Annotated in this window: 15 protein-coding genes; 14 read left to right on the top strand and 1 reads right to left on the bottom strand. The window is 65.5% G+C overall.

Features of this window, described 5'->3' with window-relative positions:
- Positions 1 to 18: 18 nt before the first annotated feature.
- The 12 genes from JQ639_RS22620 to JQ639_RS35365 are packed head-to-tail and all read left to right on the top strand — an operon-like array spanning position 19 to position 11355.
- Positions 19 to 1692, top strand: coding sequence for a ShlB/FhaC/HecB family hemolysin secretion/activation protein (locus JQ639_RS22620; RefSeq protein ID WP_349644587.1), 1674 nt, complete (start codon positions 19 to 21; stop codon positions 1690 to 1692).
- Positions 1692 to 3692 carry a DUF2341 domain-containing protein gene (locus JQ639_RS22615; RefSeq protein ID WP_211968493.1) on the top strand — a complete coding sequence of 667 codons (2001 nt, stop codon included), beginning with the start codon at positions 1692 to 1694 and terminating at the stop codon, positions 3690 to 3692. Before JQ639_RS22620 ends, JQ639_RS22615 begins: the two co-directional genes overlap by 1 nt.
- A 5-nt stretch (positions 3693 to 3697) precedes the next feature.
- A complete protein-coding gene (locus JQ639_RS22610; protein ID WP_211968492.1) occupies positions 3698 to 4102 on the top strand; it encodes an ExbD/TolR family protein in 405 nt (134 codons plus the stop codon).
- A gap of 20 nt (positions 4103 to 4122) precedes the next feature.
- Entirely contained in the window at positions 4123 to 4605 is a 483-nt protein-coding gene (locus tag JQ639_RS22605; protein WP_249123381.1) for a hypothetical protein, read from the top strand.
- Positions 4602 to 5426 carry a TonB C-terminal domain-containing protein gene (locus tag JQ639_RS22600; protein WP_249123380.1) on the top strand — a complete coding sequence of 275 codons (825 nt, stop codon included), beginning with the start codon at positions 4602 to 4604 and terminating at the stop codon, positions 5424 to 5426. Before JQ639_RS22605 ends, JQ639_RS22600 begins: the two co-directional genes overlap by 4 nt.
- Before the next feature lie 49 nt (positions 5427 to 5475).
- Positions 5476 to 7302 carry a putative porin gene (locus tag JQ639_RS22595; protein ID WP_211968491.1) on the top strand — a complete coding sequence of 609 codons (1827 nt, stop codon included), beginning with the start codon at positions 5476 to 5478 and terminating at the stop codon, positions 7300 to 7302.
- A gap of 2 nt (positions 7303 to 7304) precedes the next feature.
- Positions 7305 to 7898 (top strand): coiled-coil domain-containing protein, encoded by a 594-nt coding sequence (locus JQ639_RS22590; RefSeq protein ID WP_249123379.1) that lies wholly within the window; start codon positions 7305 to 7307, stop codon positions 7896 to 7898.
- Complete coding sequence (locus tag JQ639_RS22585; RefSeq protein WP_249123378.1) at positions 7895 to 8941, top strand: peptidylprolyl isomerase; 1047 nt, start codon at positions 7895 to 7897, stop codon at positions 8939 to 8941. The genes JQ639_RS22590 and JQ639_RS22585 overlap by 4 nt, the downstream gene beginning before the upstream one ends.
- A 47-nt stretch (positions 8942 to 8988) precedes the next feature.
- On the top strand, positions 8989 to 9513 hold the full coding sequence (locus JQ639_RS22580) for a YbjN domain-containing protein (protein ID WP_211968490.1): 525 nt from the start codon (positions 8989 to 8991) through the stop codon (positions 9511 to 9513).
- 57 nt (positions 9514 to 9570) lie between these two features.
- Positions 9571 to 10053, top strand: coding sequence for a hypothetical protein (locus tag JQ639_RS22575; protein ID WP_211968489.1), 483 nt, complete (start codon positions 9571 to 9573; stop codon positions 10051 to 10053).
- Between the two features lies 1 nt (position 10054).
- Entirely contained in the window at positions 10055 to 10858 is an 804-nt protein-coding gene (locus JQ639_RS22570; protein ID WP_371745161.1) for a lytic transglycosylase domain-containing protein, read from the top strand.
- A 26-nt stretch (positions 10859 to 10884) separates the two neighbouring features.
- Entirely contained in the window at positions 10885 to 11355 is a 471-nt protein-coding gene (locus tag JQ639_RS35365; RefSeq protein WP_249123377.1) for a hypothetical protein, read from the top strand.
- Between the two features lie 232 nt (positions 11356 to 11587).
- Here JQ639_RS35365 and JQ639_RS22560 read toward each other — a convergent pair whose 3' ends face one another.
- The gene (locus JQ639_RS22560; protein ID WP_211968488.1) at positions 11588 to 11938 is read right to left on the bottom strand and encodes a hypothetical protein; all 351 of its coding nucleotides are present in this window, start codon (positions 11936 to 11938) and stop codon (positions 11588 to 11590) included.
- A 92-nt stretch (positions 11939 to 12030) separates the two neighbouring features.
- Between JQ639_RS22560 and JQ639_RS22555 the strand changes: the two genes are divergently transcribed.
- The gene (locus tag JQ639_RS22555) at positions 12031 to 12471 is read left to right on the top strand and encodes a MarR family winged helix-turn-helix transcriptional regulator (RefSeq protein ID WP_211968487.1); all 441 of its coding nucleotides are present in this window, start codon (positions 12031 to 12033) and stop codon (positions 12469 to 12471) included.
- 279 nt (positions 12472 to 12750) lie between these two features.
- Positions 12751 to 13725, top strand: coding sequence for a galactofuranose ABC transporter, galactofuranose-binding protein YtfQ (ytfQ, locus tag JQ639_RS22550; RefSeq protein ID WP_305828616.1), 975 nt, complete (start codon positions 12751 to 12753; stop codon positions 13723 to 13725).
- Positions 13726 to 13754 lie beyond the last annotated feature (29 nt).

The following is a 13754-nucleotide window of genomic DNA, read 5'->3' as shown; positions in this document are numbered from 1 at the left end:
CGGCAGGGTGCCGCGGCAGTGACCCTTGTTGGTGCCCTGGCCGGCTCGCTGCCGGCCGAGGCCGCGAAACAGCCGGCGGCCGAACAGGTTGCGGCCAAGGATGCCGCGGCGGCGCCGGGTGCGCCCGGTGCGGCTGCCCCGCAGAAGCCGGCCGGTCCGCTGGCGCGCTTCGACATCGACGATTTCGCGGTCCAGGGCGCCGATACGCTGCCGCAGATCGAAATCGAGGAGGCGATCTATCCGTTCCTCGGCCCGGGCAAGACGGCGGAGGATGTCGAGAAGGCGCGCGCCGCGCTTGAAAAGGCCTATCACGACAAGGGCTTCCAGACCGTCAGCGTGGCTGTTCCGCAGCAGAACGTCACCGGCGGCGTGGTCACGCTGAAGGTCAGCGAGCTGAAGATCGGCCGGCTGCGGGTGAAGAACTCGCGCTATTTCGATGTCGGCCGCATCAAGGGCAGTGCGCCGTCGCTGGCGGAGGGGACTGTTCCGAACTTCGGCGCGGTGACCAAGGACATCGTGTCGCTCAACCAGTGGCCGGACCGTCGCATCACCCCGGCATTGCGTGCCGGTGTCACGCCCGGCACCGTCGACGTCGACCTCAACGTCGAGGACAAGGCGCCGATCCACGGTTCGCTGGAATACAACAACCGGCAGTCGCCGAGCACGACGCCGACGCGCCTCAGCGCGACCGTGCACTACGATAACCTCTGGCAGCTCGGCCACTCGCTGAGCTTCACCTACCAGGTGGCGCCGGAGCGTCCCAATGACGCGCAAGTGTTCTCCGGGTCGTATCTGGCGCGCGTGCCCGACCTCGACTGGCTGAGCCTGCTGTTCTACGCCGTGAAGTCGAACAGCAATGTCGCCACCATCGGCGGCGCCAACGTCATTGGCCCCGGCCAGATCTTCGGTGGCCGTGCGGTCATGACGCTGCCGACGCGCGACAGTTTGTTCCACACGCTGTCGGTCGGCATCGACTACAAGCACTTCGACCAGACCATGCGGCTTGGTCAGGACGGCTACAACTCGCCGGTGACGTACTTCCCGCTGGTCGCGAGCTACGGCGCGACGTTCCAGACCGAGAAGTTCACGACCCAGTTCAACGCTTCGGTGACGCACAACCTGCGTAAGCCGAGCAGCAGCTGGGATGAGTTCGACAACAAGCGCTACTACGCGTCGGCGAACTTCACCCACGTCAATCTCGACGTCTCGCATACCCACGAGTTGCCGGAAGGTTTCCAGATCTACGGCAAGGTGCAGGGCCAGATCTCCGACGGTCCGATGGTGTCGAGCGAGCAGTTCAGCCTCGGTGGCCTCGACACCGTGCGCGGCTATCTCGAATCCGAAATCCTGGGTGACGATGGCGTCGCCGGAAACCTCGAGCTGCGCAGCCCGAACATCGGCGACATGCTGCAGTCGCGCATGAAGAGCGCGGCCGGCGACAAGCCGCTGCCTTTCAACACCTTCAACGAGTGGCGGTTCTTCGTGTTCGCCGATGGCGGTCACGCCTCGATCCAGCGGCCGCTCGATTCGCAGCAATCCAAATTCGACGTCTGGAGCTACGGCGTCGGCACGCGGTTCAAGGTGTTCGACACCTTCAACGGTGTCGTCGCCTACTCGGTGCCGATGGTGACGCAAACCTACACGCGGTCGGGCGATCCGCGGGTGAATTTCCGAATCTGGGGTGAATTCTGATGACAATGGGGTTGAACGAGATGCCGCGCGTGCGCCGCAACGGCCGGCGGCTTCTGTCCGGGCTGCTGCTCGGCGCGATGGCCACGCTGATGCTGTCGGCGACACCGGCGAAAGCCTGGTGGAACGACGAATGGCAGATGCGCAAGAAGATCACCGTCGACGCCAGCGCCTCCGGGGCCAACATCACGGATCAGATCGGCACGACGCCGGTGCTGGTGCGCCTCCATGTCGGCAATTTCCGCTTCGCTTCCGCCAAGGAAGATGGCAGCGATCTGCGCTTCGTCGCCGGTGATGACAAGACCCCGCTGAAGCATCACATCGAGAAGTACGACTCGCTGCTCGGCGAGGCGCTGGTGTGGGTCGCCGTGCCGAACGTGCAGTCCGGCGCCAAGACCGACATCTGGGCTTATTACGGAAACAAGAAGGCCGTCGCTACCGCCGACGCCAAGGGCACCTACGATCCCGACCAGCAGCTGGTCTATCATTTCAGTGAGCGTGGCACCCCGGCGCTCGACTCCTCGGTCTGGGCCAACAACGCCCAGAGCGTCGGTCAGCCCGCGGATGGCTCGCTGATCGGCAATGGCCTGCGGCTCGATGGCCGCACCGGCCTGACGCTGCCGGCGTCGTCCTCGCTGGCGCAGGCGGCCGGTGGTGCGTTCACCTGGTCGGCCTGGATCAAGCCGGCTGCGCTGCAGCCGAATGCGGCGATCTACAGCCGCCGCGACGGTGCCAATGCCGTCGTGATCGGTCTCGACAACGGCGCGCCGTTCGCCGAGGTGACCAATGCCGGCACGGTTCAGCGCAGCGGCGCCGGTGCGCCGGTCGCGCCCGGCAGCTGGCATCATCTCGCAGTGATCGCCAACAGCGCCCAGGTGACGATCTATCTCGATGGCGCGGCCTATGCCTCGCTCTCGGCGGCGCTGCCCGCCCTCACCACCATCGCTCTCATCGGCGCGGACAGTGCCGGTGCTCCAGTCGCGGCCGCGACGACGCCGTCCGCAGCCACGCAGACCGAGGCCCCCGCTGCGTCGGCTGCGGACGGTGGCGCTGCCGCTCCCGCTCCGGCGGAAGCCGCGGCTCCGGTTGCTGCCATGGCCGGCTTTGTCGGCGACATCGACGAGCTGCAGATCAGCAAGATCGCGCGCCCGGCCGGCTTCATCAAGTTTGCTGCGGTTGGCCAGGGACCGGATCAGGCCAAGCTGATCTCGTTCAGCGTCGACGAAGAGACTGCGAGCTGGCTGTCCGGCTACTTCGCGGTGATCCTCAAGTCAGTCACCCTCGACGGCTGGGTCGTCATCGGCATCCTGCTGATCATGGCCGTCATCAGCTGGGTCGTGATGGTGGACCGCGCCTCGTATCTCAACAAGCAGGCCAGGGCCAACAACCAGTTCATGAAGGGTTTCCGCGAGATCGCGGCCGACCTGACCATGATGGATCGCGGCGATGCTGATGAAGTGTCGAGCCTCGGTGGCCGTCTCAGCGATGCCGATGCCAAGATGATGAAGGCGTCCTCGCTCTACCGCATCTACCACATCGGCGCAGCGGAGATCCGTCACCGCTTCGCCCAGTACGGCACGCCCAATCCGGTGCTGTCGGCGACCTCGATCGCCGCGATCCGCGCCGCCCTCGACAGCGGCGTCGTCAAGGAGATGCAGCGCCTCAACCGCATGATGGTGGTGCTCACCATCGCGATCTCCGGCGGTCCGTTCCTCGGCCTGCTTGGCACGGTGGTCGGCGTCATGATCACCTTCGCAGCGATCGCGGCGAGCGGCGACGTCAACGTCAACGCTATCGCGCCGGGTATCGCGGCGGCTCTCGTCGCCACCGTCGCCGGCCTCGGCGTCGCGATCCCCGCGCTGTTCGGCTATAACTACCTGATCTCGCGCATCAAGGATCTCTCCAGCGACATCCAGGTCTTCGTCGACGAGTTCGTGACCAAGATGGCGGAATTCTACTCCGCCGACCGGCCCGACCCGCAGCACCGTATCGCCGCGGAGTAAAGACGATGCAGCTTCAGGCCGACTCCAAGCCATATGACGACATCAACATCACGCCGATGTTGGACCTCGCCTATGTGCTGCTGGTGATCTTCATCATCATGACGACGGCGACGGTGCAGGGCCAGAAGGTCAACCTGCCGAAGGCCTCCGCTGCGCCGAGCCTCGCCACGCAGACCACCAAGGCGATTACCGTCGCCAACGACGGCAAGATCTTCCTGGACACCATTCCGGTGACCTTGCCGGAGCTGGAGCAGCGTCTGGTGCAGCAGAAGGCACTGACGCCCGAGTTTCCGGTGGTGCTGCGCGGCGACGCGCAGGCCCAGTACCAGAGCGTGATGGACGTGCTCGACCTGCTCGGCCGCATCGGCCTCAACCAGGTCGGTCTCGCCACCAAGCCGCTGGTGAAGTGAGCGAGCCGACGGGCGCTGTCATGATCATGCAACTGCCGCACGCAACCTCGCCGCGCCGGACCCTGTGGTCCTGGCTGTGCGACACGGTGCTGCTGCTCGACCGCCATAGCGGGCCGTCTTCGGTGACGACGCGCGCAGTACAGAGCCACGCCGCCGCGCCGCGCACGGCGGCGGCGAACGGTGCGGCGATCCTGCCGTTCCCGATTCTCGGCGAGGCACTGCTGGTCAGGCTCGCCGCGGCGCTGCGCGAGCGTGTTGGCGAATGCGATGCCAACCCGCTGGCGTTGACGATCTCCCGCGCGCCGCGGGCGCGGCTGACGATCGACCCGGCGGCCTATGTGGAATTCCACGGCGAGCGCGGCATCTACCACGCGGTGATCGAAGCCGCGGCCGATACCACGGTCCGGCTCGACACCACCGATTTCGACACGCTGGTCCGTTTCGTCATGCAGTACGTGACTGATCGTCCGGCGGATACGGCAACCCTCGAGGCTGCGTCATGAGCATGTTGGCCAAAGACCAGGACGCCCTGATGGCGCGCCGTTCCGTGGCGGCGTCAGGCAGCCGCGCCCCGGCAGCCAGCGACAAGTCGACGCCCGCTTCGCCGTCGCCCGCCGGTGCGCCGCAGCCGCCGGACAATCCCGAACGTCGTGCCTTGATTCGTTATGTCGGCGGGCTGGCGCTGATTTTCGTGGTTCTCGGCGGCGCGCTCTACATGTTCCTTGGCCATGACGACATGCCGCCGCCGCGCCAGGTGCGCGAACTGACCATCGTCAATGTCGTTCCGCCGCCTCCGCCCCCGCCCCCTCCGCCGCAGCAGCAGCCCGAACAGAAGATGATCGAGCAGCCGAAGATGGCGGAACCGGAGTTCAAGGAAGAGAAGCCGGTCGACAAGCCGAAGGACGAGCCGGCCAAGGATGCCAAGAACGACGAGCCGCCGGGCCCGCTGTCGCTCGATGCCAAGGCCACCGGTCCGGGCGATCTGTTCAATCTCGGCGGTAAGCCGGGCGGCAGTCCGTATGGCGGCGGCGGAGGCGGCGGCAGTCGCTGGGGCTGGTACGCGTCCATCGTGCAGTCGCAGATCGAGACCGCGCTGCGCTCCAATCCGAAAACCCGCAACGCGATCATGCAAGTGCAGATCCGCCTCTGGGCCGACAGCACCGGTCGCGTCAGCAAGATCCAACTGGTGTCGTCCACGGGCGACGCCGAACTCGATGCCGTCATCCGCAACGACCTGTTCAGCGGCATGACGTTGCGTGAACCGCCACCGAAGGACATGCCGATGCCTGTGGTCACCCGCGTTACCGCGCGGCGGCCGAGCTGAGCTGTCCTGATTTCAACTTCAGACGTGACGAGTGAGAACTGGGGGACTGATGTTTAAGAGCAAAGCAGACGCAGGTTGGCAGGCGATCCCGCTCGCGGTGTCGCTGTGCGCGCTCGCCTGTGCGACGCCGGCCATGAGCCAGACCGCGGACACGGCGCCTGCCAAGAAGGAGAAGCGTCCGGCCGTTTCCCAGGCCAAGCCGACCTCCCCCAATGCGACGATCAACCTCGTCAACATGCTGGTCAGCCAGGGCGTGATCAAGGAAGAGCAGGCCCAGCTGCTGATCAAGCAGGCCGAAGATGAAGCTTATGTGTCGCGCCAGGCGGCCAAGGACGCCACCGCCAAGGCCGACGATGCCGCCAAGGCCGCGAGCGCCGCGGCGGCCGCCGCCCAGCCTCCGGGCACCCGCCACGTCACCTATGTGCCGGAAGTCGTCAAACGGCAGTTACGTGACGAGATTAAGAAGGAGGTGATGGCCAAGGCACAGAAGGAAAACTGGGCGTCTCCCGGCGCTTATCCCGAGTGGGCGCAGCGCATCCGCTTCTATGGCGATGCGCGTGTTCGGTATCAGGGCAGCTATTTTCCGAGCGGTAACGACCAGGTCGATGCCTGGAACTTCAACAGCATCAACACCGGCTCGCCGTACGACTATACCAACTCGAACAAGACGCTGCCGTCGACCTACAACACTACCCAGGACCGCAACCAGTTCCGCCTGCGTGCACGCCTCGGCATGGAAGCCGATCTCTACAACGGATTTACGGCTGGCCTGCGCATCGCCACGGGTGAGAGCAACTCCCCGGTGTCCACCAACCAGACGATGGGCAACAGCGGTGGCAACTTCTCGAAGTATTCACTGTGGCTTGATCGTGGCTACCTGAAATACCAGACCTTCGGCGACGATCTGACGCTGTCCGCCGGTCGCTTTGACAACCCGTTCTGGTCGCCGACGGATCTCGTGTGGTATCGCGAGCTCGGTTTCGACGGCTTCGCCGTTCAGGCCAAGCGTGAAGTCTGGGAGGGCATCACGCCGTTTGCGGTCGCCGGTGCATTTCCCACCTACAATACCGACTTTAACGCGGGTATTACTCCGTCAGGCGGGGGAACTACGAAGTTCGCCAGCCACGACAAGTGGCTGTTCGGCGCACAGGTCGGCGTGGCTGCGAAGATCAGCCCTGAATATTCCTTCCGCCTCGGCGTGGCGTACTATGACTTTACCAATGTGCAGGGACGGGTTTCGAGCCCATGCGATGTCAAAAGCGCGTCTGATACCTGCGATACCGATTTGACGCGCCCGTCGTTCGCGCAAAAGGGCAACAGTTATACGGTTCTGCGGAGCATCTATCAGACGTTCGATAATAATTTCGGACAGTCTTTGCAGTACCAGTACTTCGGTCTGGCCAGCCAGTTCCGTCCGCTGGTGGCGAGCGCTCAGCTCGACCTCGGCCACTTCCACCCCTATCACATCGTGATCGACGGAGAGTACGTGGTGAATACGGCGTTTGATCGCAACTATATGAACTTGAACGCCATCAATAACCGCGTCGGCACCAATAGCGGCGTGGTCGGTCCTTACAACGGCGGCAACACCGGCTGGATGGGGCGCCTAACCGTCGGCAATAAGGAGATCAAGCATCTCGGCGACTGGAACGTGCATGTCGGTTACAAGTATCTGGAGTCTGACGCCGTCATCGACGCGTTCGCTGACTCGGACTTCGGTCTCGGCGGCACCAATCTCAAAGGCTACTTCCTGGGCGGCAACCTCGGCCTCAGCGAGAACGTCTGGGCGTCGCTGCGCTGGATGAGCGCCAACAACATCGCCGGCTTCCCGTACAACGTCGACGTTCTGCAGGTCGACCTCAACGCCAGGTTCTGATCATGCGCCGCGCCCTCCCGCTAGCCATGCTGGTGACCGCTACGCTGATGTCCAGCGCGGCGTTCGCCGAGAACGAGACCGATCGTCTGCGCGAGGCGTTGCGCAGCGCCACCATGCAGACCCGTGCGCTGGAAGACCAGCGCACGGCCCTCCAGGCCAAGATCGCTGACGCCGACCGCGAGAAGGCGGCGATGAAGGCCGAGATCGACGCCGCCAAGGCGCAGGTCAAGAAGGTCGAGAAGGAACATCGCGAGGCGGTGGACGAGTTCAACCACCGCCTCGAGGAACGAGATCAGACCCTCGAGAAGTGGAAAACCGCTTACGAGGAAGCTGCGACCGTCGCGCGGACCAAGGATGCCGAGCGCGCCAAGTTCGAGAGCGAGGCGGCGACCTACAAGGCCAGCACCAAGAGCTGCGTCGCCAAGAACACCCTGCTGGTCAAGGCCGGCAAGGAACTGGTGCAGCGGTACAAGGAAGTCACCATCGGTGACACCATCGTCGCGCGCGAGCCCGTGCTCGAGCTGCGCCGCGTCGAGCTGCAGAACCAGCTGCAGGACACCTACGACAAGTTTCTCGACCAGAAGGTAACCCAATGAGTCACAGGCCCTCGATGTTCAGGATTGCGCAGACCGCCACCGTCGCGACCGTCGTCGCGCTGGCGGGCATGCCCGTGATGGCGCTGGCTCAGACGATGGCGCCGGCTCCGGCGCAGCGCGCCGCCCCGGCTCCGGCTCCCGTCCCCGCGCGGCCGAAGCCGGCTGCGCAGCCGGTTGCCGCCGCGCCGCAGGCCCCGGTGACCCAGGGCCTCGCCTCCGGCAAGAGCGCGACCGGCGACGATGTCGTTGCCAAGGTCGGCAACACCAATATCTCGTCCGACGACCTGCGCAGCTATATTGCGACGCTCGGCCCGCGCGAGCAGGCGGCTCTCTCCAAGGATCCGGCGTTGCTGAGTCAGGCAGTGCGCCTGCTGCTCGCCAACCGCCTGGTGCTGCAGGAACTGCAGGCCAAGAAGTGGGAGCAGCAGCCGAGCGTGAATGCGCAGCTCGAGCGGGTGCGCGAGAGTGCGCTGGTCGAACTCTATCTGCAGTCGGTGTCGACGCCGCCCGCGAACTTTCCGAGCGAGGACGAGCTGCAGAAGGTCTATGACGCCAACCGCGCCGCCCTGCTGGTGCCGCGCCAGTTCCAGCTGGCGCAGATCTTCATCGCGGCGCCGAAGGATGCCGACAAGGCGACCGAAGACAAGGCCAAGCAGGAGCTCGACGAAGCGCTGCGCAAGCTCAAGGCGCCGGGCGCCGACTTCATGGCGATCGCCCGTACCGAGACCGATACCGGCGACCTCGGCTGGCTCGTGGAAACGCAGATCCGGCCCGAAATCCGCTCGCAGGTGATGGGCCTTGCCAAGAACGCGGTGTCCGAGCCGATCCGGCTCGACGATGGCTGGCACATCCTCAAGCTCGTCGACACCAAGGCGTCGTACACCCGGACGCTGCCCGAAGTGCGCGACCAGCTGGTGCAGCAGATCCGCTCCGAGCGCGCCAACATGATGCGCCGGGCCTATCTCGCGGAGCTGCTGAAGCAGCATCCGCCGGTGCTCAATGAGCTGGCGCTGTCGAATCTGCTCGAAACATCGCGTAAGTAAGCTTTCCGCATCGCGTTAGATCCACGCGTAAACCTCTTGGAGTTTCCATGTCCGATATCGTCACCACGCTGACCCTCGACGCCCTGCGCGAGACCCTGCAGGCTTCCGGCTATCGCGTCGAGCAGTTGACCGATCCGGTCGCCAACGTGCCGTACCTGCGGTCGGCGACGGCGGGCCTTGCCTTCGATGTGCGTCCGGGCAACCGCTTCGTCGGCGAGGACCAGGGCTTTGCCGACGTCGCGTTCGTCGCCGCGCTTCAGGTGCAGGGCGAACTGCCGCTCGACATCGTCAACCGCTGGAACGTGACCCGTCGCTTCGGCCGTCTGCAGCTCAGCCAGCCCTTCCTTGTGTTCTGCCTCGACGTTTCGGTCGCCGGTGGCGTCGCGCCGAACTACCTGCGCGGCCAGGTCGAGATCTGGGATCGCCTCGTGCAGGAGCTGATCGCCTATCTGCGTGATGAACTGCAGAAACTTGGCGCTGCCCAGTCCCAGACCGTCCAGAACCCTACCGCGACGACCGATGCGCCGGTGCGCGATGCCTCGGCGGAAGCCAACGCAGCGACCATCCAGTGACATGATCCGGTGGCGCAGGGATCGTCCCTGCGCCGCTCCCAAATTTTCGAGTGTTCGATGAGTGTCGATTCCGCTGGTAACGGTGACAGCCTTGCACGACGCGTCGTGCGCTGGCTCGGTGCGGCCACCGGGCTGATCACGGTCGGGCTTGGCAGTACGGCTGCGCCGGCCGTCGCCCAGCGCGCCGATTTCCAGTCAGCGACAGCGGCGCCAGCTGCCTGGCAGGCGTTCGCCAGGCAATTGCAAAGTCAGTTCCAGCAGCAGCTCGCCGCCGATGACACGGTGGCACGGCAGGTGCGGGACGGCATTGCGGGACAGGCCGTGGTCGAGAGCGGTCGGCCTTCCAGTGTGGTGGTGCGGACCTGGATCCTGCCGAGTGGCCGTGTCGAGCGTGTCGACTTCGATGGTCTAGAGCCCGATGTCGCAGCGCCGCTGCGTGCGCTGCTGGCGCGCGACAATGTCGGGGCGCCGCCGGCAGACATGCTGCAGCCACTGCATTTGCGGCTGTCGCTTCAGCCCAGGGAATCGCAGGAGCACTAGCATGCGGCCGTGGGCCGGCAGGTTGCGAATGGTGGCCGCGCTGGGGAGCGTCCTGGCGGCGGCGCCGTTGCATGCCGAGACGCCGCAGCCGCCGTTTGCGCCGCGCTTCGCCGCGGTCGAGCTGCCGGAACAGCAGCAGGCTCAGGCTCCCGCCGAGCCAGCAGCCGAGCCGCCCAAGAACGTCATGGCCAAGCCCGATGTGCCGGCCCAGCGCCCGGCCGATGCGCGCGCCTACTACCGCACGCTGATCGAGAAGGAAACCGCGCGTACGGGCCTCGCTCCGGAGATCGCTGAGGCCGTCATGGCCGTGGAGAGCGGCTACAACCCGGCTGTGATCGGCGGCGTCGGCGAGATCGGGCTGATGCAGCTGCTGCCGTCGACCGCGCGCATGCTCGGCTTCTCCGGAACGCTCGCTGATCTCGCGGTGCCGGAAACCAATATCCACTATGGCGTGAAGTATCTGTCGCGAGCCTGGCAGCTTGCCGGCGGCGATCTCTGCACGGCGACGATGAAGTATCGCGCCGGTCACGGCGAGACGCGTTTCTCGCATCTGTCGGTCGCCTATTGCGTGGCGGTGCGCGGCAAGCTGATGGCGCGCGGCTTCGCCGTCGCGGGGACGGTGCCCGTCGCCACGTTCGGCGATCCCGTGCGCGGGCGCTTCGGTGGCGCTGGCGGCGGCGCCTGCGGGCGCAAGTGCCTCGCCGGTGCGCAGATCGGGCGCGTGGATCTCGCGGCTCTCAACACCCGTCTGAATGCGATCGTGATCCAGGTGCATGGTGGACAGGCCGTCCGGCGCGGGCCATGAGCGCGCCTATCGCGGGGGAGTGACAGATGAGGGCGTCGATCGTCGCGATGTTTTCGCTGCTGGCTGCAACTGCAGCGATGGCGCAGGAGCGCACGCCGCTGCCGGGGATTGTCGTCGGCGCACCGCCGCCCGGCCCGCCCGCGTCGGTGCTGGAGCCGCCGGCGCCTCCAGCGCCCACGCCCTTCACGATCGGTGGGCCGTCCCAGGAAGCCGATGCCAGCCGCCGCTCCGGCCCTGGCCGGTCGCACGAGCGCTGCGTCGATGTGACCATCGGTAACGATCGCTCTTTCGGCTGTCTCAACGACAAGCTCAAGAAAGAAGTCGACAAGGTCAATCCGACGGCAAACATTCCGCCGCTCGATGCCAAGTCGGCCGATCCCAAGATCGGTGTGGTCAACATTCCCGGCGTCCAGCAGCAGTATGGCCGAAATTTCGGCGTATCGGTCTATCCCTATCGTCCCTCAGCGCCTGTCTACGCGCCACCCGTCGGCCGATGATCGCAGCCCGGGAAGCGCGATCGCCGCGCCGGACTACCGCGACGGCAGCGCCGTGCAGATCGCCGGCTACGGCCGCCTCAGTGAGGCGCAGCAGCAGATACTGACGCCCGAGGAGCGCCGCCGTCTCAACAGCGACTGACGGCGAAGCGGCCCCCGACTATCGGATAGCAACAAGGCGCGATCGGCAGAGCCGGCCGCGCCTCTATCGTCATGCGGCGGAGCGCGAAGGACGTCAGACGTAACGCGCCGTCACCATGCACACCACGGTGATCGCGAGCAGGACGGCGGCGATGCGCTGCGCCACCGCCGGCTTTTTCTTCAACGCGCCCTGCACGCCGGCGGCCGCGATGGCGGCGAGCGCGCCGGTCACCAGCACCTTCTCCATGGCGCCGAAGCCGGCGGAATGCAGCAGATGCCACAGGCCCGCGCCGGTCAGCACGGCAACGACGGCGGCGCCCATCTGCGGGCGGAACAGGGCCTCGCTGCCGGCACCGCCCTGGCGCGCCAGCGCAAAGGTCGAGCCGACCCAGAACGTGCCGGACAGGGCGTGCAATGCGATCAGGATGATGATGGCTGTGGTCATGGAAAAGCCTTTCAGGAGGTGATGGCGGGATGCCGCCGGGCTGATATAATCATAGATGTCTAACTGTTAGATGTCTATCAATTGAGGCGATGATGCGGGAAGGCAAGCCGATCGGACTGCTGCTGGTGCAGACCGCCAAGGCGGTCAGCCGCGCCTTCGAGGACGAACTGGCAGCCAGAGGCGGCTCGCGGCCGGTGTGGCTGATCCTGCTGGCGCTGATGGATGGCGCCCATCGCACCCAGGCCGACCTTGCCGCGGCGATCGGCGTGCGCGGCCCGACACTGACCCATCATCTCGGTGGCATGGAGCGCGATGGTCTGCTGACGCGCAAACGCCTGCCGGAGAACCGGCGGGTGCAGGTGGTGGCGCTCACCGCGAAGGGGCGGGCGACATTTCACAAGCTGCGGCAGGGGGCGATGAGTTTCGATCGTGACCTCGATCGCCGCTTCACGCGTGCGGAGATGGTGACGTTGCGTGATCTGCTCGGCCGCTTCGGCGCCAGTGCCACGGTGGGATTCGGTCCCGATTCATAAGCCGTGTCATTCGCCGGCAAGCGTCACCGGGCATTGTCGGCGAGTGGCCGGCAGGTGATCGTCCAGCGATATGCTGCGGGCTTTCGCATTGTGCGTCGCCGCTGTCGCGTCGCACCGCTCCGGGGGATGTGAGTTCCAGGCCGTGCAGCGATCGACCCACAACGTGGGAAGAAAAATAGTCAAATAATATGACTCGTCAGGTCGGGCCTTCCATGCCAGTCTGCCGCGCACTGACACGCTCACAGAAGCGGTGCAGCCAAAAAAATCGGGAGAAACGCGATGCCACGTTCGTTCCTGAAGTCCCTGCTCGCTGCCGCGGTCATGACCGCCCCGGCGTTCGTCCCCAACGCTCACGCTGCCGAACTGACCATCGGATTTTCGCAGATCGGCTCCGAATCCGGCTGGCGCGCGGCCGAGACATCGGTCGCCAAGACCGAAGCCAAGAAGCGCAACATCAACTTCAAGATCGCCGACGCCCAGCAGAAGCAGGAGAACCAGATCAAGGCGATCCGCTCCTTCATTGCGCAGGGCGTCGACGCCATCTTCCTCGCGCCGGTGGTGGCGACGGGATGGGATGCGGTGCTCAAGGAAGCGAAGGAAGCGAAAATTCCAGTCGTGCTGCTCGACCGCGACATCGATCCGTCGGGCAAGGACCTCTATCTTACGGCCGTGACCTCCGACAGCGTGCACGAAGGCGAGGTCGCCGGCGACTGGCTCGCCAAGAGCGTCGGCGACAAGGCCTGCAACGTGGTCGAACTGCAGGGCACCGTGGGCGCCAGCGTCGCGGTCAACCGCAAGAAGGGGTTCGACACCGCGGTCGCCAAGCATCCCAACATCAAGGTCGTGCGCAGCCAGACCGGTGACTTCACCCGCGCCAAGGGCAAGGAAGTGATGGAGAGCTTCATCAAGGCCGAAGGCGGCGGCAAGAGCATCTGCGCAGTCTATGCCCATAACGACGACATGATGGTGGGCGCCATCCAGGCGATGAAGGAAGCCGGCCTCAAGCCCGGCAAGGACATCCTTACCGTGTCGATCGACTCGGTGCCTGATATCTTCAAGGCGATGGTGGCTGGCGAGGCCAATGCCACGGTCGAATTGACGCCGAACATGTCCGGGCCGGCGTTCGACGCGATCATCGCCTACAAGACCAAGGGCACCGTGCCGCCGAAGTGGATCCAGACGGAGTCCAGGCTCTACACCGCGGCGGACAATCCGCAGAAGATTTACGACAGCAAGAAGGACCAGGGCTATTGAGGTCAGGCAGGGACGGCGGGAGCGCCGGA

This window comes from Bradyrhizobium sp. U87765 SZCCT0048, from assembly GCF_018131225.1.
Lineage (GTDB): Bacteria > Pseudomonadota > Alphaproteobacteria > Rhizobiales > Xanthobacteraceae > Bradyrhizobium_A.
The sequence above is the reverse complement of the archived record's forward strand: the minus strand, read 5'-3'. Positions and strand labels throughout refer to the sequence as shown.

Bases quoted from the DNA above. Each gene is read 5' to 3' on its own strand.
- JQ639_RS22615 (WP_211968493.1), top strand. From the start codon at position 1,692: ATGACAATGGGGTTGAACGAGATGCCGCGCGTGCGCCGCAACGGCCGG.
- JQ639_RS22610 (WP_211968492.1), top strand. From the start codon at position 3,698: ATGCAGCTTCAGGCCGACTCCAAGCCATATGACGACATCAACATCACG.
- JQ639_RS22605 (WP_249123381.1), top strand. From the start codon at position 4,123: ATGATCATGCAACTGCCGCACGCAACCTCGCCGCGCCGGACCCTGTGG.
- JQ639_RS22600 (WP_249123380.1), top strand. From the start codon at position 4,602: ATGAGCATGTTGGCCAAAGACCAGGACGCCCTGATGGCGCGCCGTTCC.
- JQ639_RS22595 (WP_211968491.1), top strand. From the start codon at position 5,476: ATGTTTAAGAGCAAAGCAGACGCAGGTTGGCAGGCGATCCCGCTCGCG.
- JQ639_RS22590 (WP_249123379.1), top strand. From the start codon at position 7,305: ATGCGCCGCGCCCTCCCGCTAGCCATGCTGGTGACCGCTACGCTGATG.
- JQ639_RS22585 (WP_249123378.1), top strand. From the start codon at position 7,895: ATGAGTCACAGGCCCTCGATGTTCAGGATTGCGCAGACCGCCACCGTC.
- JQ639_RS22580 (WP_211968490.1), top strand. From the start codon at position 8,989: ATGTCCGATATCGTCACCACGCTGACCCTCGACGCCCTGCGCGAGACC.
- JQ639_RS22575 (WP_211968489.1), top strand. From the start codon at position 9,571: ATGAGTGTCGATTCCGCTGGTAACGGTGACAGCCTTGCACGACGCGTC.
- JQ639_RS22570 (WP_371745161.1), top strand. From the start codon at position 10,055: ATGCGGCCGTGGGCCGGCAGGTTGCGAATGGTGGCCGCGCTGGGGAGC.
- JQ639_RS35365 (WP_249123377.1), top strand. From the start codon at position 10,885: ATGAGGGCGTCGATCGTCGCGATGTTTTCGCTGCTGGCTGCAACTGCA.
- JQ639_RS22560 (WP_211968488.1), bottom strand. From the start codon at position 11,938: ATGACCACAGCCATCATCATCCTGATCGCATTGCACGCCCTGTCCGGC.
- JQ639_RS22555 (WP_211968487.1), top strand. From the start codon at position 12,031: ATGCGGGAAGGCAAGCCGATCGGACTGCTGCTGGTGCAGACCGCCAAG.
- ytfQ (WP_305828616.1), top strand. From the start codon at position 12,751: ATGCCACGTTCGTTCCTGAAGTCCCTGCTCGCTGCCGCGGTCATGACC.